Source organism: Mycobacteriales bacterium, assembly GCA_030697205.1.
Taxonomy (GTDB): domain Bacteria; phylum Actinomycetota; class Actinomycetes; order Mycobacteriales; family SCTD01; genus JAUYQP01.
Map to the genome: position 1 here is coordinate 1 of JAUYQP010000032.1, position 18,708 is coordinate 18,708.

Here is an 18,708-nt window from a genome sequence, read left to right on the forward strand (position 1 = left end):
GGTGGATGCCTTGGCATCAAGAGCCGATGAAGGACGTTGGAGCCTGCGATAAGCCCTGGGGAGTTGGCAACCGAGCTGTGATCCGGGGGTGTCCGAATGGGGAAACCTGGCTGGAGTCATGTCCAGTTACCCGCGCCTGAATGAAATAGGGTGTGTGGAGGGAACGTGGGGAAGTGAAACATCTCAGTACCCATAGGAAGAGAAAACAAAAGTGATTCCGAGAGTAGTGGCGAGCGAAATCGGAAGAGGCCAAACTCAAGCAGTGTGATAGCCGGCAGGCGTTGCTGTTTGAGGGTTGTGGGGCCGTTTAGTTGGGTCTGCCGATCCAACACAGAGTAAAAAATCATTGATGAAGTCGAAGAGGACTGGAAAGTCCCGGCGTAGAGGGTGATACCCCCGTACACGTAAGTCAATGACTCTGAAGCGTCACCCCAAGTAACACGGAACCCCTGAAATTCCGTGTGAATCTGGCGGGACCACCCGTTAAGCCTAAATACTCCTTGGTGACCGATAGCGGACAAGTACCGTGAGGGAAAGGTGAAAAGTACCCCTGGCGGGGAGTGAAATAGTACCTGAAACCATGTGCCTACAATCCGTTGGAGCGGGTATTTATACCTGTGACAGCGTGCCTTTTGAAGAATGAGCCTGCGAGTTTGCGTTGTGTTGCGAGGTTAACCCGTGTGGGGTAGCCGTAGCGAAAGCGAGTCTGAATAGGGCGACTGAGTGGCACGCTCAAGACCCGAAGCGAAGTGATCTATCCATGGGCAGGTTGAAGCGCGGGTAAGACCGCGTGGAGGACCGAACCCACTTAGGTTGAAAACTGAGGGGATGACCTGTGGATAGGGGTGAAAGGCCAATCAAACTTCGTGATAGCTGGTTCTCTCCGAAATGCATTTAGGTGCAGCGTTGCGTGTTTCTTGCCGGAGGTAGAGCTACTGGATGGCCGATGGGCCCTACAAGGTTACTGACGTCAGCCAAACTCCGAATGCCGGTAAGTGAGAGCGCAGCAGTGAGACGGTGGGGGATAAGCTTCATCGTCGAGAGGGAAACAACCCAGACTACCGACTAAGGCCCCTAAGCGTGTGCTAAGTGGGAAAGGATGTGGAGTTGCAGAGACAACCAGGAGGTTGGCTTAGAAGCAGCCACCCTTGAAAGAGTGCGTAATAGCTCACTGGTCAAGTGATTCCGCGCCGACAATGTAACGGGGCTCAAGCACACCGCCGAAGTCGTAGGATTCGCATATTTGGTAGGCCTTCGTGGTCCAGCCATGCGGATCGGTAGGAGAGCGTCGTGTGGCGAGTGAAGCGGCGGGGTAACCCAGCCGTGGACGCCACACGAGTGAGAATGCAGGCATGAGTAGCGAAAGACATGTGAGAAACATGTCCTCCGAAAACCCAAGGGTTCCAGGGTCAAGCTAATCTTCCCTGGGTAAGTCGGGACCTAAGGCGAGGCCGACAGGCGTAGTCGATGGACAACGGGTTGATATTCCCGTACCGGCGAAGAACCGCCCAAACTAATCCAGTAGTGCTAAGAGTCCTAATCCGGTAGATGGATCCCTTCGGGGTGAAGCAGCCGGCCTAACGCTCGACCCCATTCTGGTGCGGTTAGCGTATTAACAGGTGTGACGCAGGAAGGTAGCCGTACCGGGCGATGGTTGTCCCGGTGTAAGGACGTAGGGCGAGAGATAGGCAAATCCGTCTCTCACATAGCCTGAGATCCGATGCGTACCCCTCACGGGGGAAATCAGTGATCCTATGCTGCCAAGAAAAGCATCGACGCGAGGTTCTAGCCGCCCGTACCCCAAACCGACTCAGGTGGGTAGGTAGAGAATACCAAGGAGATCGAGAGAATCGTGGTTAAGGAACTCGGCAAAATGCCCCCGTAACTTCGGGAGAAGGGGGGCCGGATTCGTGAAGGGATTTACTCCGGAAAGGGTGTGGTGGCCGCAGAGACCAGTGGGAAGCGACTGTTTACTAAAAACACAGGTCCGTGCGAACAAGCAATTGGATGTATACGGACTGACGCCTGCCCGGTGCTGGAAGGTTAAGAGGAACGGTTAGCCGCAAGGCGAAGCTGAGAATTTAAGCCCCAGTAAACGGCGGTGGTAACTATAACCATCCTAAGGTAGCGAAATTCCTTGTCGGGTAAGTTCCGACCTGCACGAATGGCGTAACGACTTCTCGACTGTCTCAACCATAGGCTCGGCGAAATTGCACTACGAGTAAAGATGCTCGTTACGCGCGGCAGGACGGAAAGACCCCGGGACCTTTACTATAGCTTGATATTGGTGTTCGGTTCGGCTTGTGTAGGATAGGTGGGAGACGGTGAAGCTTGGACGCCAGTTCAGGTGGAGTCAACGTTGAAATACCACTCTGGTCGAATTGGATGTCTAACCTCGGTCCGTGATCCGGATCAGGGACAGTGTCAGGTGGGTAGTTTAACTGGGGCGGTTGCCTCCCAAAATGTAACGGAGGCGCCCAAAGGTTCCCTCAGCCTGGTTGGCAATCAGGTGTCGAGTGCAAGTGCACAAGGGAGCTTGACTGTGAGACAGACATGTCGAGCAGGGACGAAAGTCGGGACTAGTGATCCGGCACTGGCTTGTGGAAGCGGTGTCGCTCAACGGATAAAAGGTACCCCGGGGATAACAGGCTGATCTTGCCCAAGAGTCCATATCGACGGCAAGGTTTGGCACCTCGATGTCGGCTCGTCACATCCTGGGGCTGGAGTAGGTCCCAAGGGTTGGGCTGTTCGCCCATTAAAGTGGCACGCGAGCTGGGTTTAGAACGTCGTGAGACAGTTCGGTCCCTATCCGCCGCGCGCGCAGGAGATTTGAGAAGAGCTGTCCCTAGTACGAGAGGACCGGGACGGACGAACCTCTGGTGTGACAGTTGTTCTGCCAAGAGCACCGCTGTTTAGCTACGTTCGGCAGGGATAACCGCTGAAAGCATCTAAGCGGGAAGCTCGCTTCAAGATGAGATCTCCCACTGGGTCAACCAGGTAAGGCCCCCGACTAGACCATCGGGTTGATAGGCAGGAAGTGGAAGCGCAGTAATGCGTGCAGCTGACCTGTACTAATAGGCCGAGGGCTTGACCACAAACTGCTGCTCTCTCTTCGTGAGAGACAACGCGTCCACTGTGCGGTTCCCGAGATACGGTCGGGAGCCATTCATCCCGCACCACGGGAAGAATGAGCACCACCGACATCTCCATAGAGTTTCGGCGGCCATGGCGAAAGGGAAACGCCCGGTTCCATTCCGAACCCGGAAGCTAAGCCTTTCAGCGCCGATGGTACTGCACGGGAGACTGTGTGGGAGAGTAGGACGCCGCCGGACATACTTTCGACAAGGGCCGCCCATTCGTGGGCGGCCCTTGTCGCATTTCCAACACAATTTTCTTCATAGAGGAGCACCACCGTGGCAGACCAACGCAAGGCGACGAGCGGCGGTAGCGGCGGTAGTGCTGGCCAGGGGCGGCCGTCGCGTCCGGCGGGTGCCGCACGCGCCGGCGGGGCAGGCAAGCCCTCCGGCGGCACGTCGGGCGGTGCCGGTCGCAGTAGCGGTGGGTCGTCCACGGGACGCGCCGGCGCGCAACGCCCGGCGCGTCCGAGCACGGGCAACCGGTCTGGACAGAGCCCGGCAGCTCGCGCGTACCAGGAGCGCACGGCCGAGGATCGTCCGGCCCGTCCCACTGGTGAGCGGTCGGGTGCGGATCGTCCGTCGCGTCCGTACGGGGATCGTCCGGCGCGTCCCGCGGGTGAGCGTTCGGATCGTCCGGCTCGTCCGGCCGGCGAGCGTTCGGCTCGTCCGTACGGGGATCGTCCGGCGCGTCCCGCGGGTGAGCGTCCGGATCGTCCGGCTCGTCCGGCTCGTCCGTACGGGGATCGTCCGGCCGGCGAGCGTCCGGCTCGTCCGTACGGGGATCGTCCGGCGCGTCCCGCGGGTGAGCGCTCGGATCGTCCGGCACGACCGTCCGGCGAGCGCTCGGATCGGCCTGCGCGTCCCGCGAGTGAGCGCACGGATCGTCAGGCGCGGTCGTACGAGGATCGTCCTGCGCGTCCCGCCGGTGAGCGCTCGGATCGTCCGGCACGACCGTCGGGTGACCGGCCGTCGCGTCCGTACGGTGATCGGCCCGCTCGGACTGGCCCGCCGGCGGCGGGGCAGCGCAGGCTGTCACCGGAGCAGGCCGCGAAGCGGGTCGAGCTCGAGAACCGGGTGTACGACCCCCGTCGCGAGGAGCGCCGCAAGCAGGCTCGGGTAGCGCTGCCCGAGGGCATCGACCCGCGCATGCTCGACGCCGACGTGCGACGTGAGCTGCGGTCGCTGTCGAAGGAGACCGCCGACCTCGTCGCGCAGCACCTCATCGTGACCGGCCAGCTGCTCGACCAGGACCCCGACCGCGCGCTCACTCATGCTCGGGCCGCCGTGGCGCTGGCCGGGCGTGTCGGCGTGGTGCGGGAAGCCGCCGGCCTCGCTGCCTACGCGGCGGGGGAGTGGTCCGATGCTCTGTCCGAGCTGCGCGCCGCGCGTCGGATGACCGGCTCGCCCGAGCACCTGGCTGTCATGGCCGACTGCGAGCGGGCGCTGGGCCGGCAGGACCGGGCGTTGAAGTACGCCGACGACCGAGAGGTCGCTCAGCTCACCAACGCGCAGCGGGTCGAGCTCGTCATCGTCGTGTCGGGTGCCCGGCGCGACCTGCGGCAGTACGACGCGGCTGTGCTCGTGCTCAAGGACCCTGCCCAGCGCACCACCGGTGCGCGGCCGTGGGCGTCTCGCCTCTGGTACGCCTACGCCGATGCGCTGCTCGAGGCCGGGCGCGAGGACGACGCGCGCGAGTGGTTCCAGAAGGCTGCGGACGTCGACGAGGCCGGTGAGACCGACGCGCAGGAGCGGCTCATGGCGCTCGACGGCATCGTCTTCGAAGACGCCTACGACGGTGACGACGACGAGGGGCCGGACGCCTGGATCACCCCCGACGCCGAGGACGTGATGGCTGGCTTCGCCGCAGCGATGACAGCCAGCCAGGGCGCAGAGCCGACGGCCGTTGGAGGAGGCCCTGCACCGGCCGAGGCGCTCGAGGTGCACGGTGAGGACTCGGACGATCCCGCAGGGTCGGAAGCGGACACCAGCGCGGGTGAGGCGTCCGGGTCGGGTCAGGACGCTCGCGAGGACACAGCCGACGCGGCTGACGCAGGCGACGATGAGGTGACGGACCCCGACGATGCGGCGGACGGGTCGAGCAGCGGAGACTCGGCGCAGGATGAGGCGGCACCGGCGCGGGAGCGCGCTTCCGGCGTACCTGCTGCGGTGTTCACCCACGTCGAGCCTGCACCGCGGACGAGTGGCGAGCCGGGTGGCAGCACGACGCTGTTCTAGACGGGCTCGACCTGGTCGAGCCAGCGCCTGATGCCGCTGAGGTTGGCGGCATCACTGTTGAGGGCGTCCTGTCGGGCGGCGAGGTCGGGGTCGGCACGCAGGGCGGCGTAGCGCTCGTGGGTGCGGGCCCGGACCGCGGCGACGGCGTGATCGAGCTCGAGCACGCGCGTCTCGCGGGCCAGCTCGACCCACAGGCGCAGCTCCTCAGCGGAGCGCTCGAGGGCGTCGCCGACGGCCGTGACCGGCCCGAAGTGGCTGAACAGCAGTCGGGTCGGAGCCAGCGAGGCGAACAGCTCCAGCGAGGCCAGCGCGACCGGTAGGTCGAAGTCGGGGGGTGGCGTGGCGGGGCGGAGCAGGTCGGCCTCGGGGACGTAGACACCGGCGGCGTCACCGACGTAGAGATCGCCGGTCTCGGAGTCGAGCAGGCCGACGTGGTGGGAGGCGTGCCCGGGGGACCAGTGGGTCGTGAGGCGACGACCGTCGCCGAGGTCGACCTCGCCGGTGTCGCCGAGCGCGCGGACCCGCTCCGCGGGGGTCGCGAGCAGGTCGCCGAAGACCCGGGCGAACAGCTCCTCGCCGTAGACGCGCTTGGCCGAGGACAACAGCCGCTCGGGGGCGACGAGGTGGCGGGCGCCGCGCTCGTGCACGACGACCTCGGCGCGCGGGAAGGCGGCCGCGAGGTCGCCCACGCCGCCGGCGTGGTCGAGGTGGATGTGGGTGACGACGATCGTCGCGAGGTCCTCCGGGCCGATCCCGAGCGCGGCCAGCTCAGCGACGACGAGCGCGGCAGAGGTCGCCGCCCCCGTCTCGACGAGCGCGGGACGCGAGGAGCGGACGAGGTAGGCGGCGGTGATCCCGTCGTAGCCGCCCATCGCGGTGTCGATGAGGTGCACGTCGGACCCGAGCTCACGCGTGCGGTCGTCCACAGGCCCTCCCGGCTCGCGGCGGCCGTCCACAGATCGGTCGCGGGCGGCCCCACGAGGCCGCCTTCCGTCGCACCCTATCCCCGGAGCGACAGGCCCCGGAGCGGGTCGCGGACAGGAGGAGGAGCGGTGCACACGCAGTCACGCAACGAGGTGGTGCTGGTCGGCAGGGTGAGCGCGGACCCGGAGGACCGGGAGCTGCCGAGCGGGGACGTGCTGACGACGTTCCGCCTGGTGGTGGACCGCCCGCCGCCGACCCGGCCGCTGCCCGAGGGGGTCCGGCCGGCGACGACCGACACGCTGGACTGCGTCGCCTGGACCGGGCGGGTGCAGCGCAGCGCCCGTGCGCTGCAGGCCGGCGACGTCGTCGCCGTCGAGGGGGCGCTGCGCCGGCGCTTCTGGCGCTCACCCACAGGGGCGGCGAGCCGGTGCGAGGTGGAGCTCGGTGGGCTCAAGCGGCTGGAGCGCGCCTCCTAGCGGGTGCGGCTGCGGGTGCGGTCAGGCGTCGCGGTGGTCGCGCAGGACCAGCCCGGTGCGGGGCTTGGGAGTGAACAGCGTGGACTTGCGGGGCATCCGCTCGCCGCCGCGCGCGACCGCCGCGACCGCCTCGACCGGGGTCGGGTTCAGCAGCACGGCGGTGCCGCCGGTGCGGGCCGCCTCGGCCAGCGCCTCGTCGACGGCGTGCGCGTAGCCGACCGTCTCGACGGTGTCGGACAGGCCCCAGAGCAGGGGTACGACGAAGCCGTGCAGCACCGACACGTCCAGCGCCTTCCAGGCGACGGAGCGCTCGTCGCCGAGCGCCGTGTCGAGCTTTCCGGTGTCCGGGTCGGTCAGCAGCCGGACCGTGCCGCCGTCGCCGGAGACCAGCAGGAAGGCCGGGCCCGCCTCGCCGGCCTTCGTGAGCGCGGCGAGCGCGCCCTCGAGGTCGTCGTCGTCGAGGTCATGGACCGTCATGCCGTCGCGCGCCCGCCCGGCGAGCTCGGCGGCCTCGACACCGGGGACGACCCGGTGGATCGGGTGGACCTCGGGCCCGAAGGACGTGGCGTCGACGAGGAAGGTGAGCCCGTGGTCCCAGGGGCCGGGCGCGCCGCCGTGGGCCGCCTGGCGCTGCAGGTAGGTGGCGTAGCGGTGGTGGCCGTCGGCGATGAGGGCCGTGCGCGGGTGCAGGTCGGCGGCGATCGCGGCGAGTTCGGTGGGGTCGGTGACCGCCCAGAGCCGGTGACGCAGGCCGTCGGGGAGCACGACGTCGACCAGCGGCTCGCGGGCATCAGCGGTCCGGACCGCGTCGGAGGCGGCCCCGCCCCCGTCGTACACGAGGAAGATGGGCTCGAGGTCGGCCTCGACCGCGGTGTAGAGCGCGAGCCGGTCGCTGACGGTGCCGGACATGGTGTTCTCGTGCGGCAGCACGATCTCGTCCTCCGGCGGGCTGAGCGCCAGCGCCCCGAGCAGCCCGCGCTGCGCGTGTCCCTCGCCGGCCTGCTCGTAGACGTAGAGCGCCGGCACGTCGTCGGGGGCGAGGGCGCCGGTGCTGCGCCACCCGCGGAGCAGGTCCGCGGCGCGGCGGTAGCGCGACTGCTCCCCGTCGGCGTCGCCGCGTGGAAGGATGAGGCGCACCACGTTGTGGTCGGACAGCTCCTCGAGCGCCGCCACGCCCGCGTCGTCGATGACGTCGTAGGGCGGGGAGGTCAGCCCGCTGAGCGGACCGGCGGCGGCAGGGTCGAAGCGCAGGGCCCGGAAGGGCGACAGGACGAGACCGGAAGGACGGGCAGGGGAGGGAGCAGCGGCGGTCACCCCGCCGATGCTAGGGCGGCGGCTCGCGAGGCCGCGCCAGCCGGGCCAGGGATCCACGAGGAGGAGCACGCGTGTCCGACAGGTACGACCCCCGGTACGACCCCCGTGCACCCGACGAGGAGAAGCCCCGGCCTTACGCCGATCTCCCGCCGCCGCCTCCGGACGTCGTGCCCCAGGGCGAGATCTGGGACTGGTACGCGCGCGGCCTCGACCTGCTCGAGAACGGCGACGTCAACGCCGCGATCCAGATCCTCACCCACACCGCGCAGGCCGAGCCGGAGTCGCGGCAGGTCCGCGAGGCGCTGGCGCGCGCGCAGTTCGACGTCGGGATGTACCCCGAGGCCCGCGAGAACTTCGAGTGGATCATCTCGGTGAACCCCGCTGACGACTACGCGCAGTTCGGCCTCGGCCTGGCCGCCACCAAGCTCGGTGACCTACCGGCCGCCGTGGAGCACCTCGCGCTGGCTGCCGCGATGCGCCCCGACATCACCTACTACGCCCAGGCGCTGCGCGGCGCGAAGGCGGCGCTGACCGCCGCCAAGCGCTGATCGGCCGAGGGCCGGTCAGGCAGGTGCCGGTCGGGCAGGTCCTGGTCGGTGACGGGCTCGCGAGCTGCGAGGGGCCGCTCGCGGCCGGCTACGACGCGGGGCTCTACGACCTCGACGGCGTGCTCTACCTCGCCACCGAGCCGATCCCGCACGCCGCCGCCTCACTGGCATCGGCGACGGAGCTCGGGCTGCGCCCGGCCTACGTCACCAACAACGCCTCGCGCAGCCCCGCAGTGGTCGCCGCGCTGCTCGCCAGCGTGGGTGTGTCGGCCGTCGAGCACGACGTGGTGACGAGCGCCCAGGCGTCGGTGCGGCTGCTCCACGAGCAGGTCGACCCGGGCAGCGAGGTGCTCGTCATCGGCTCCGACGACCTTGCCGCGGCGGTCGCCGACGGCGGCTACGCACCGGTGCGGGAGGCAGGCCCGGGCGTGCGGGCGGTGGTCCAGGGGCTGTCCTTCGACGTCGGCTGGCTGCAGCTGGCCGAGGCCGCGGTCGCGATCCGGGCCGGCGCGCTGTGGGTCGCGGCCAACACCGACACGACCTTCCCGTCACCCCGGGGGCCGCTCCCGGGTTGCGGTGCGCTGGTCGCCGCGCTCGTGACAGCGACGGGTCGGGAGCCGGTGGTCGCGGGTAAGCCCGGCCCCGCGCTGCACGCCGAGGCGGTCGAGCGGGTCAGTGCCCGGCGGCCGCTGGTCATCGGCGACCGGCTCGACACCGACGTGCTCGGCGCTGTCGGCGCGGGTGCCGACAGCCTGCTCGTCCTCACCGGCGTCTGCACCCTCGAGGCGCTGCTTGCCGCCCCCGCGGGCAGCCGCCCCGCCTTCGTGGCGGCCGACCTGCGCGGACTGCTCGAGGCCCACCCACCGGTCGAGCTCGTCGACGGGGGCGCCCGCTGCGGGACGGCCTTCGCGGCGTACGACGGGAAGGTGTCCGAGGGCGCGGGGGTCCCGGAGCTGCGGGCGGCCTGCGCCGCGGCGTGGGCGCGCGCCGATCAGATGAGCTGACGCAGCCGGAGCAGGTCGAGCGGCCCGGCCTGCACCCGCAGCTTGCCGGTGGCGAAGGCCGTCGGCACGGAGAGGCGGCCCTCGGCGAGGGAGATGAGGTCGTCCGAGCCGCAGGACAGGCGCACCTGCGCCCGGTCGGCGGTCTCGGTGTGGACGTCGCGCAGGCCCTCCTCGCACAGCCGGCCGACGAAGACGACGTCGAGGTCGTAGACCTTGCAGGAGACGGAGCGCTCGATGACGTACTTCGCGCGCAGGTCCGGGTCGAGGGCGTCGAGGCGCGCGACGAGGGCGTGCACGGTCGCCCACACCTCGTCGATCGTCGCCACGCGCTGCTCCTGGGTCCTCCGGCTGCCGCAACCGTAGCGCCGAGCGCGGTAGCGTCGTCGGGCGCCGGGGCCGTCCGTGCGCAAGCCCGTCCGACCCGAGCCCGTCCCCATCCGGAGGAACCGTGCGCGACGCACTCAAGAGCTACCTGGCGCTGGCCAACGGCGTCACCGAGCTGACCAAGCAGCGGGCCGTCACGGCCGCCAAGCAGCTCGTCGCCCAGGGCGAGGCCACCGCCAGTCAGGTCCAGGAGCTCGCCGAGGACCTGCTGCAGCAGAGCAAGCAGAACCGCGAGGCCGTCACCGCGCTGGTGCGCTTCGAGGTCGACAAGGCGCTCGGCCGCGTCGGCCTCGCCACTCAGGACGAGGTCGAGGCGCTCAAGGCCAAGGTGAAGGCCCTCGAGGCGCAGCTGTCGGGCCCGAAGGCTCCCGCTGCCAAGGCGGCTGCCCCGAAGGCGCCCGCGAAGAAGGCTGCTGCGAAGAAGGCGCCGGCGAAGAAGACCGGCGCGTGAGCGCCGCGGAGCAGGCCGTCGCCCTGCTGGAGCGGCTCGAGGAGCTGCCCGTGGCCGAGCACGTCGCGGTCTTCGACGGCGTGCACCGCCAGCTCCAGGACGCCCTCGCCGCGCTCGACGAGAACAACCGGGCCTAGGAGCCCCGGCTGGCCCGTCGCGCGCGGCTCGACGCCGAGCTGGTCCGTCGCGGGCTGGCGCGCAGTCGCGAGCACGCGAGCGCGCTCATCGCCGACGGGCTGGTCCGCGTCGCCGGCACGGTCGCGACCAAGCCGGCGACCGCGGTCGAGGCCGCGACCCCGCTGCTCGTCGACGCCGAGCAGGGTGAGACCTGGGTGTCACGGGGCGCCCACAAGCTGCTCGGCGCGCTGGACGCCTTCGGCGTAGGTGTCGAGGGTCGTCGGGCGCTGGACGCCGGCGCGTCGACGGGCGGCTTCACCCAGGTGCTGCTGCGCCGCGGGGCGGCGCACGTGGTGGCGGCCGACGTCGGCTACGGCCAGCTCGCGTGGGCGCTGCAGACCGACGAACGCGTGACCGTGATGGACCGCACCAACGTGCGGGCGCTCGAGCTCGCCGAGCCGGTCGACCTCGTCGTCGCCGACCTGTCGTTCATCCCGCTCGGGCTCGTGCTGCCGGCGCTCGCGGGGTGCTGCGCGGCCGGCGCAGACCTGCTGCCGATGGTCAAGCCGCAGTTCGAGGTCGGGCGCGAGCGGCTCCCGTCGGGAGGAGTGGTGCGCGACCATGCGCTGCGTGTGGAGACCGTGCGGCGGGTCGCCGGGCAGGCCCAGGAGCTCGGGCTCGGGGTGCGCGGTGTCGTCGCGTCGCCGCTGCCGGGGCCGTCGGGCAACGTGGAGTACTTCCTGTGGCTGACCGTCGGTGCCGACCCGCTCCCAGAGGTCGAGCTCGACACCGCGGTGGACAACGCCGTCGCGGCCGGACCTGCGTGACAGGGTGGTCGCCATGACGGACCGCCGATCGGTGCTGCTGCTCGCCCACACGGGGCGACCGGCGACGGTCGACGCTGCCCGTCTCGTCGTGTCGCGGCTGCTGGAGGCTGGCGTCGAGGTGCGCGTCCTCGCCGAGGAGTCCGACGACCTCAAGACCGAGGGCGTTGTCGTCCGCGACGAGGCCGGGTGCGCGACCGGCGCGGAGCTGGTGCTGGTGCTCGGCGGCGACGGCACGATCCTGCGGGCCGCGGAGCTCGCGCGCGGCGGGGGAGTGCCGCTGCTCGGCGTCAACCTCGGGCGGGTCGGCTTCCTCGCCGAGGCCGAGCACTCCGACCTCGAGGCGACGGTCGAGCAGGTGCTCGACCGGGCCTACGAGGTCGAGGAGCGGATGACGCTCGGCATCGACGTGGTCGTGGACGGGGAGCGGGTCGACAGCGGCTGGGCCCTCAACGAGGCGGCCGTGGAGAAGGCGGCCCGCGAGCGGATGCTCGAGCTCGTCGTGGAGGTCGACGGCCGACCGCTGTCGCGCTGGGGCTGCGACGGCGTCGTCGCCGCCACGCCGACCGGCTCGACGGCCTACGCGTTCTCGGCCGGTGGCCCCGTGGTGTGGCCCGCGGTGGAGGCCACCCTCGTCGTACCCGTGAGCGCGCACGCGCTGTTCGCCCGGCCGCTCGTCGTGTCGCCCTCGTCGGTCGTCGCTCTCGAGGTCCTGCCCAGCGGGTGCTCGGCCGTGGTGACCTGCGACGGGCGGCGCTCGCGGGAGCTGCCGCACGGTGCGCGGGTCGAGGTACGCCGAGGGGACATCCCCGTGCTGCTGGCGCGCACCCGGGAGCGGGCGTTCACCGACACTCTGGTCGAGAAGTTCGCCTTGCCCGTCGAGGGCTGGCGGGGGCGGGACTGACGTGCTCGAGGAGATCCGCATCTCGGGGCTCGGCGTCATCGACGAGGCCGTCCTGGAGCTCGCGCCCGGCCTGACCGTCGTGACCGGCGAGACCGGCGCCGGCAAGACGATGGTCGTGCAGGGGCTCGCGCTGCTCTTCGGTGGCCGCGGTGAGGGCGGGCGGGTTCGGCCCGGGGCCGACCGGGCCGTCGTCGAGGGCCGGCTCGTCCTCGACCCGGGCCACCCCGCGGTCGACCGGGCGCTCGACGCGGGCGCGGAGCTCGACGAGGGCGTCCTGCTGCTGAGCCGCACCGTGTCGGCCGACGGTCGCTCGCGCGCTCACGTCGGCGGGCGCAGCGTGCCGGTCGGGGTGCTTGCGGAGCTGAGCGAGTCGCTGCTCGCGGTCCACGGGCAGAGCGACCAGCAGCGGCTGCTCAAGCCGGCCCAGCAGCGCCAGGCGCTCGACCGCTATGCCGGGCCGCCGGTGCTGGACCTGCGTGACCGCTTCCGGGCCGAGTGGGTGCGCTGGCGCGACGTGCGCGGGACCCTCGCGGAGCTGCGCGCGGCCGCGGCGGAGCGGTTGCGCGAGGCCGAGCTGCTGCGGCTCGGGCTCGCCGAGGTCGAGGCCGCGTCACCGCTCGACGGCGAGGACGCCGCGCTGCGCGTCGAGGTCGAGCGGCTCGCCCACGCCGACGACCTCCGGACCGCGGCGAGCACCGCGCGAGAGGCGCTGACGGGCGACGACCTCGACGCCCCGGACGCGCTCGGGCTGCTGACCGCTGCCCGCAAGGCGCTGGAGGCCGCTGCGTCCCACGACCCGGCGCTGGCCGCGCTCGCGGAGCGCCTGGGGGAGACCGCCCACGCGGTCGCGGACGCTGCGGGGGAGCTGGCGTCGTACTCCTCGTCGGTCGATGTCGACCCGCTGCGGCTCGCGTCCGCGCAGGACCGGCTCGCGGTGCTGACGGCCCTGGTGCGCCGGCATGCGAGCGAGGACCTCATAGGCGTGCTGGCCTGGGCCGCGTCGGCGAGCGAGCGGCTGCTCGAGCTCGACGGCGCCGACGACCGGATCGCGGCGCTGGAGGCCGAGGACACCGCGCTCGAGGCGTCGCTCGGGGTGCTCGCCGAGGCGCTGTCGCAGGCACGCGTCTCCGCGGCGCTGCGCTTCGGGGCTGCGGTGAGCGCGGAGCTGAGCGAGCTCGCGATGCCGCACGCCGAGGTGAGCGCAGCGGTGACGCAGCGCGAGGCGGTTGACGGCCTGCCGGTCGGCGACCTGGTGCTGGCGGCGGGGCCGGAGGGCGTCGACGAGGTGGAGCTGCTGCTCGTGCCGCACCCCGGCGCGCCGGCGCGGGCACTGCAGAAGGGCGCGTCCGGGGGTGAGCTCTCGCGGGTGATGCTCGCGGTCGAGGTCGTCTTCGCGGGCTCCGACCCGGTGCCGGTGATGGTCTTCGACGAGGTCGACGCCGGGGTCGGTGGTCGGGCGGCGGTCGAGGTCGGGCGGCGGCTCGCACGGCTCGCCCGCGACCACCAGGTGGTCGTCGTGACGCACCTGCCGCAGGTCGCGGCCTTCGCCGACCGGCACCTGCACGTCGTCAAGCGCGACGACGGCACCGTGACGCGCTCGGGGGTCGTCGCGCTCGACGACAGCGAGCGCGTGCAGGAGCTGTCGCGGATGCTCGCCGGGCACGACAGCGGGATGGCGCGTGGTCACGCCGAGGAGCTCCTCGCCGCGGCCGCGCAGGAGAAGGGGGAGCGGTGAACCGCGACATCGTCCGGCTCGACGACCGGCACCGGGACGCCGTGTGGGCGCTCAGCCGGCTGGCCTTCGGGGGTGACCCCGCGGCGCCGACGCCGGCGGCTCACCCGGGTGAGGTCACCTACGGCATCGAGGACGGCACCGGCGGGCTGCTCGCCAGCGCCTCGGTCCGCTCCCTGTCCCAGTGGTGGGGCGGGCGGATGGTCCCGATGGGCGGGGTCGCCGGTGTCGCGGTGCACCCCGACGGCCGCGGCCGCGGCATGGCCCGCCGGCTCCTGCGCAGCCTGCTGCCGCAGATGCTCGAGGCCGGGCAGGCGGTCAGCGTGCTCTTCCCGACCGCTGTCGGGCTCTACCGGCCGCTCGGCTGGGAGGTCGTCGGCTCGCTCGACCACACGCTGCTGCCGACCGCGCTGCTGCGCGACGCGGGCGACCCGGTCGGGGTCCACGTGCGCACCGCCGGGGAGGACGACGTCGCCGCGGTGCAGGAGCTCTACCGCTGGTACGGCGAGACCTCCGCGGGGCTGCTCACCCGTGAGGGGCAGGCCGGTCCCTCCGGTGTGCTGTCGCACGACGTGGTCGCGCTCGCCGAGGACGACGACGGGGTGCCGCTGGGCTACGCCGCCTACGACCGCGGCAGGGGCTACGGCGCCGACGCGGTCGTCACCGTGCACGAGGTCGTGGCCCGCTCAGGTGAGGCTGGTGCCGCGCTGCTGCGCTCGCTCGGGTCGTGGGACTCGGTGGCCCCGTCGGTGCGCTGGCGCGGCCCGACCGAGGAGCTCGCCCTCGAGCTGCCCGGGCAGGTGCCGCCGCCGCAGCGGGTGCAGCCGTGGATGCTGCGCATCGTCGACGCGGAGGCCGCGATCGGGGCCCGCGGCTTCGCGCCCGCCGCCACCGTCGACGCGTCCTTCGCGCTGGTCGACCCCGACGTGCCGGGGCACGACGGGGCGTGGCGGCTCGTCGTCGCCGACGGCCGCGGGGAGCTCGAGCGGACGCCGCGCAGCGTCGACCTGCCGCTGCTGCACGTGCGCGGCCTCGCCCTGCTCTACGCCGGCGCGGCCGACACCGGCCTGCTGCTGCGCACGGGGCTGCTGGACCGGCCGATGCCGACGCTCGACGCGGCCTTCGCGGGGCCGCGGCCGCGGGTCCTCGACTACTTCTGAGGCGTGGCCCGACGCCCTTGCGTTGGATGTCAAAGTCCAACCTCGCTGATCTCGATGATCGACAGCACATCTGCACGCGCCGGCACGCTCAGCGCGGGGCCACCGCCCGTGCGGATGTGCTGTTGATGTTGCTGCCGCCGTGCTGCCGCCGTGGTGGCGACACGATGTCGGCGGGGTGAGGCCCGTGGTCGTCGCGCGGCCCGTCCGGGGCTTCACGAGAGGCGACCTCGTGCCGATGAGGATGCGGAGGAGGGTGTGTCGTGATCGCTCTGCTGTTCGTCCTGGCTATCGCACTGGGAACGCTCTACGTCTGCTGGCTTGCCGCGGCCGTGGTCCTTGCGCGCCCGGGCATCGCGCCGCACGTGGTCCGGCCGCCCTTGCCGCGCGCCGATCAGCCGCCGGTGGGCCTCGCTCCGCTGGTCCCGTCGCCGCGAGCCGTCGCCGAGGAGGCCCAGCGCGGGCTGCGCGACCTGCAGGCGTGGCTGGCCGACCAGCGCGGCTGACCGGACCTGGGGCAGCCGCTCTGGCAGACTCGGCCGGGTGAGGCTGGCAGCAGGACGGCGCCGCCGACAGGCCGAGCGCCTGCCGGGCCTCACGGGGACCGCGCGGCTGGACCGCCGCACCAAGCGGCTCACCGGCCGGCTGCGGCCGGGCGACATCGCCGTCATCGACCACGTCGACATCGACCGGGTCAGCGCCGACGCGCTGGTCGCGTGCAAGGTCGCCGCCGTCGTCAACGCTGCGCCGAGCACGAGCGGGCGCTACCCCAACCTCGGCCCGGAGATCTTGCTGACCGCGGGCATCCCGCTGCTCGACGCGGTGGGGGAGGACATCTTCTCGGCGGTCGACGAGGGCGACACGGTGCGTCTCGACGGCGACCGGCTCTACGTCGGCGAGGACGTCGTCGCGACCGGGTCCCTGCAGGACGAGGACTCCATCGGGGCCGCGATGGCCGAGGCGCGGGCCGGGCTGCACACGCAGCTCGAGGCCTTCGCCGCCAACACCATGGAGTACCTCCTCAAGGAGCGGGCGCTCCTGCTGGACGGCATCGGCGTACCCGTGATCCGGACCAAGCTGGAAGGTCGCCACGTCCTGGTCGTCGTGCGCGGCTACGACTACCGCGAGGACCTCGCGGTCCTGCGGTCCTACATCCGGGAGTACCGCCCGATCCTGCTCGGCGTCGACGGCGGCGCCGATGCGCTGCTGGAGGCCGGTCTGACGCCGGACCTCGTCGTCGGCGACATGGACTCGGTCTCCGACAAGGCCCTCACCTGCGGCGCGGAGATCGTGGTCCACGCCTACGCCGACGGGCGCGCACCCGGTCTCGCGCGCGTGCAGGACCTCGGCGTCGAAGCCGTCGTCTTCCCCGCGGCCGGCACCTCGGAGGACGTCGCACTGCTGCTCGCCGACGAGAAGGGCGCGACGCTGATCGTCGCGGTGGGCACGCACGCGACGCTGGTCGAGTTCCTCGACAAGGGGCGGCAGGGGATGGCCTCGACGTTCCTCACCCGGCTGCGGGTCGGCGGCAAGCTCGTCGACGCGAAGGGCGTGTCGCGGCTCTACCGCTCGCGGATCTCGACCTGGCAGCTGCTCCTGCTCGTGCTCGCGACGCTGGTCGCGATGGGCGCGGCGGTGCGGGTCTCGCCGGCGGGCGAGGCCTATGGGCAGCTGATCGAGGACCAGGTCCGCGACGTGCTGTTCTGGGTCTCCGGCCTGTTCTGACGCGGCAGCCGAGCCGCGCCCATTCGAGTTGCTGGGAGGTCGTCGTCAGGCGGCGTGTTCCAGCAGGACCATGGTGACGTAGCTGAGGTCGAGGGGTTCGCCGTGCCACTGGGGTGGGAGGCGGTGCTCGTCGATGTCGAGGGTGGGGTCGAGTTGGTGGGGGTTGCCCCAGGCGGGGCTGGAGTGGTGGGGGACGGGGATGTCGTCTCGGGTGCGGACGGTGAGGGTCCGGTCGGGGCTGAGGACGAGCTGGAAGCCTTCGGTGTGGACGAGGGTGTGGTGGCGGTGGCAGAGCAGGACGAGGTTGTCGAGGTCGGTGCGGCCGCCGTGGGTCCAGTAGATGACGTGGTGGGCGTGGAGCTTGGTGTTGCGGGGGCAGCCGGGGAAGCGGCAGCGTTCGCCGTCGAGGGTGCCGAGGGCGCGGCGTAGGGGGCCGGTGACGAGCCGGTCCTGGCGTCCGCGGTCGTGGACGGTGAGGTCGGTGCGGGTGATCTCGGGTGGCAGGAGCAGCTGTCCGTTGACCTCGACGACCGCCTTGCGTGAGCTGGCGCTGGTGCGGGGTCGGGGGAGCGTCTGGGGCGGGAGGAGCTCACCGTCGTGGGTGCGGGCCCAGCCGCTGAGGGGGTCGACGTGCAGGGTGAGCGTGTCCTTGGGCACGGGTGTGCTGTGGGGGGTGTCGAGGGCGCGGGTGCACAGTCGGATCAGGGCGTCGCCGTAGGACGCCTTCCCGATCGCGATCTGGTCGTGGACGGCCTGGGCGCGCACGCTCGCGTCGAGGGTCTTCTGGTTGTTCCACTGGGCGGTCGCGCGGCGTCGGGCCTGTTCCTCGGCCTTCTCCCGGTCCTGTCGGGAGACCGGTGCGGGCGCTTCCGCGGAAGCGTCTGCGGCGCCGGCCGGCGTGATCGCGAGGGCGGGAGCGACGACGTGCGCGAAAGAGCCCTGTCCGATCCGGACCGCGCCTGGCGGGGGTGGCGAGAGCGGCTCGGGAGGGTCGGCGTCGACTGCCTCGCTGGACCTCAGGGACGCTTCCGCGGAAGCGCCCGCGGCCGACACCGGCGCTTCCGCGGAAGCGTCGACGGTGACGTCCTTCTCGTTCGGGTCGCGGGTCGGGGGGAGGTCGAGGCCCTCGCCGAGCTCTGCGGCGAGGGCGTCGGCGTGCTGGTCGCGCTCGGCTTGCAGCTCGGCGAGGACACGGTCGAGGCCGGCTCGCACGACCGGTGCCGCGCCGGCCGGGACGCGGAGGGTCACGACCATCGTGCCGTCGTCGTCGTAGCGGAACCGCGACCGCAGCCGCTGCTCCGCCGCGACGGGGTCGACCGCTTCCATGGCGGCGGCCGCGGCCCGGGCGAGGCCACGCGCGACCTTCTCGATCTGCGCGCCGGTGCACGAGCGCGCCACCGCGAGCAGGACCTCCTCGGTCTCGGCGGTCGCACAGCGGGTCAGCGCCCGGACCTGAGTCCACGACAGTCGGCCCTCGCTGAAGGCGGCCGACGTCAGCGGCAGCTCCCGCAACAGCCGGGCGACCCGGACCCGTTCGCGGGCCGCGACCGGGCCCATCCCGAGCTTCCAGGACAGCCAGTGCGCGCACGACAGCATGCCCGGACCCGACCACGCACCGCGGTCGTCGTACTCCCCGATCAGGGTCAGTAGTCGAGCCTCGCCCGCTGCGATCCGACCCGCCCAGGTCGTGATCTCCGCAGCCAGCTCGGCATCCGACAACGTCGCAAGAGCAGTCCCCATCGCTGCAAGGTAGGACCGACCTCCGACAGTTCTTGA

Annotated in this window: 16 protein-coding genes and 2 rRNA genes; 14 read left to right on the forward strand and 4 right to left on the reverse strand. The window is 71.3% G+C overall.

All coding sequences use genetic code 11. From position 1 onward, the window contains the following. The 3 genes from Q8R60_09915 to Q8R60_09925 all read left to right on the forward strand — a co-directional run. A 23S ribosomal RNA gene (locus Q8R60_09915) occupies window positions 1-3,095 on the forward strand; the annotation flags it as partial. A 120-nt stretch (window positions 3,096-3,215) separates the two neighbouring features. After that, window positions 3,216-3,332: ribosomal RNA gene (gene rrf, locus Q8R60_09920) — 5S ribosomal RNA — on the forward strand. Between the two features lie 879 nt (window positions 3,333-4,211). Continuing rightward, window positions 4,212-5,372, forward strand: coding sequence for a hypothetical protein (locus Q8R60_09925; protein MDP3712784.1), 1,161 nt, complete (start codon window positions 4,212-4,214; stop codon window positions 5,370-5,372). On the opposite strand, the gene Q8R60_09930 is transcribed toward Q8R60_09925, so the two are convergent. Further along, complete coding sequence (locus Q8R60_09930; GenBank protein MDP3712785.1) at window positions 5,369-6,298, reverse strand: MBL fold metallo-hydrolase; 930 nt, start codon at window positions 6,296-6,298, stop codon at window positions 5,369-5,371. The genes Q8R60_09925 and Q8R60_09930 overlap by 4 nt on opposite strands. A 126-nt stretch (window positions 6,299-6,424) precedes the next feature. Between Q8R60_09930 and Q8R60_09935 the strand changes: the two genes are divergently transcribed. Then, complete coding sequence (locus Q8R60_09935) at window positions 6,425-6,772, forward strand: single-stranded DNA-binding protein (GenBank protein MDP3712786.1); 348 nt, start codon at window positions 6,425-6,427, stop codon at window positions 6,770-6,772. 21 nt (window positions 6,773-6,793) lie between these two features. Here Q8R60_09935 and Q8R60_09940 read toward each other — a convergent pair whose 3' ends face one another. After that, window positions 6,794-8,086, reverse strand: a complete 1,293-nt coding sequence (locus Q8R60_09940) for a DUF1015 domain-containing protein (GenBank protein MDP3712787.1) — start codon at window positions 8,084-8,086, stop codon at window positions 6,794-6,796. A 71-nt stretch (window positions 8,087-8,157) separates the two neighbouring features. On the opposite strand from Q8R60_09940, the gene Q8R60_09945 reads away from it, so the two are divergent. Next, a complete protein-coding gene (locus Q8R60_09945) occupies window positions 8,158-8,634 on the forward strand; it encodes a tetratricopeptide repeat protein (GenBank protein ID MDP3712788.1) in 477 nt (158 codons plus the stop codon). A gap of 23 nt (window positions 8,635-8,657) precedes the next feature. Next, a complete protein-coding gene (locus Q8R60_09950) occupies window positions 8,658-9,638 on the forward strand; it encodes an HAD-IIA family hydrolase (protein ID MDP3712789.1) in 981 nt (326 codons plus the stop codon). Here the strand turns inward: Q8R60_09950 and Q8R60_09955 are convergent. Continuing rightward, window positions 9,626-9,964, reverse strand: coding sequence for an SCP2 sterol-binding domain-containing protein (locus Q8R60_09955; protein MDP3712790.1), 339 nt, complete (start codon window positions 9,962-9,964; stop codon window positions 9,626-9,628). The genes Q8R60_09950 and Q8R60_09955 overlap by 13 nt on opposite strands. Window positions 9,965-10,086: 122 nt before the next feature. On the opposite strand from Q8R60_09955, the gene Q8R60_09960 reads away from it, so the two are divergent. From Q8R60_09960 to steA, 8 genes are all read left to right on the forward strand, one after another. Continuing rightward, window positions 10,087-10,473 carry a phasin family protein gene (locus tag Q8R60_09960; protein ID MDP3712791.1) on the forward strand — a complete coding sequence of 129 codons (387 nt, stop codon included), beginning with the start codon at window positions 10,087-10,089 and terminating at the stop codon, window positions 10,471-10,473. Next, window positions 10,470-10,610, forward strand: coding sequence for a hypothetical protein (locus Q8R60_09965; protein MDP3712792.1), 141 nt, complete (start codon window positions 10,470-10,472; stop codon window positions 10,608-10,610). The genes Q8R60_09960 and Q8R60_09965 overlap by 4 nt, the downstream gene beginning before the upstream one ends. A gap of 9 nt (window positions 10,611-10,619) precedes the next feature. Then, a complete protein-coding gene (locus Q8R60_09970) occupies window positions 10,620-11,417 on the forward strand; it encodes a TlyA family RNA methyltransferase (GenBank protein ID MDP3712793.1) in 798 nt (265 codons plus the stop codon). Window positions 11,418-11,430: 13 nt separating this feature from the next. Then, window positions 11,431-12,318, forward strand: a complete 888-nt coding sequence (locus Q8R60_09975) for an NAD kinase (protein MDP3712794.1) — start codon at window positions 11,431-11,433, stop codon at window positions 12,316-12,318. A 1-nt stretch (window position 12,319) separates the two neighbouring features. After that, window positions 12,320-14,053, forward strand: a complete 1,734-nt coding sequence (gene recN / locus Q8R60_09980; GenBank protein MDP3712795.1) for a DNA repair protein RecN — start codon at window positions 12,320-12,322, stop codon at window positions 14,051-14,053. After that, window positions 14,050-15,210, forward strand: a complete 1,161-nt coding sequence (locus tag Q8R60_09985; GenBank protein MDP3712796.1) for a GNAT family N-acetyltransferase — start codon at window positions 14,050-14,052, stop codon at window positions 15,208-15,210. Before recN ends, Q8R60_09985 begins: the two co-directional genes overlap by 4 nt. Window positions 15,211-15,470: 260 nt before the next feature. Continuing rightward, window positions 15,471-15,713, forward strand: a complete 243-nt coding sequence (locus Q8R60_09990) for a hypothetical protein (protein MDP3712797.1) — start codon at window positions 15,471-15,473, stop codon at window positions 15,711-15,713. 37 nt (window positions 15,714-15,750) lie between these two features. Beyond that, a complete protein-coding gene (gene steA / locus Q8R60_09995) occupies window positions 15,751-16,932 on the forward strand; it encodes a putative cytokinetic ring protein SteA (protein MDP3712798.1) in 1,182 nt (393 codons plus the stop codon). Between the two features lie 45 nt (window positions 16,933-16,977). Here the strand turns inward: steA and Q8R60_10000 are convergent, their stop codons facing one another. Continuing rightward, window positions 16,978-18,672, reverse strand: coding sequence for a DUF222 domain-containing protein (locus Q8R60_10000; protein ID MDP3712799.1), 1,695 nt, complete (start codon window positions 18,670-18,672; stop codon window positions 16,978-16,980). Window positions 18,673-18,708: the final 36 nt, after the last annotated feature.

Coding starts and splice junctions, on each gene's coding strand:
- Q8R60_09975 (MDP3712794.1), top strand. CDS start 11,431: ATGACGGACCGCCGATCGGTGCTGCTGCTCGCCCACACGGGGCGACCG.
- Q8R60_10000 (MDP3712799.1), bottom strand. CDS start 18,672: ATGGGGACTGCTCTTGCGACGTTGTCGGATGCCGAGCTGGCTGCGGAG.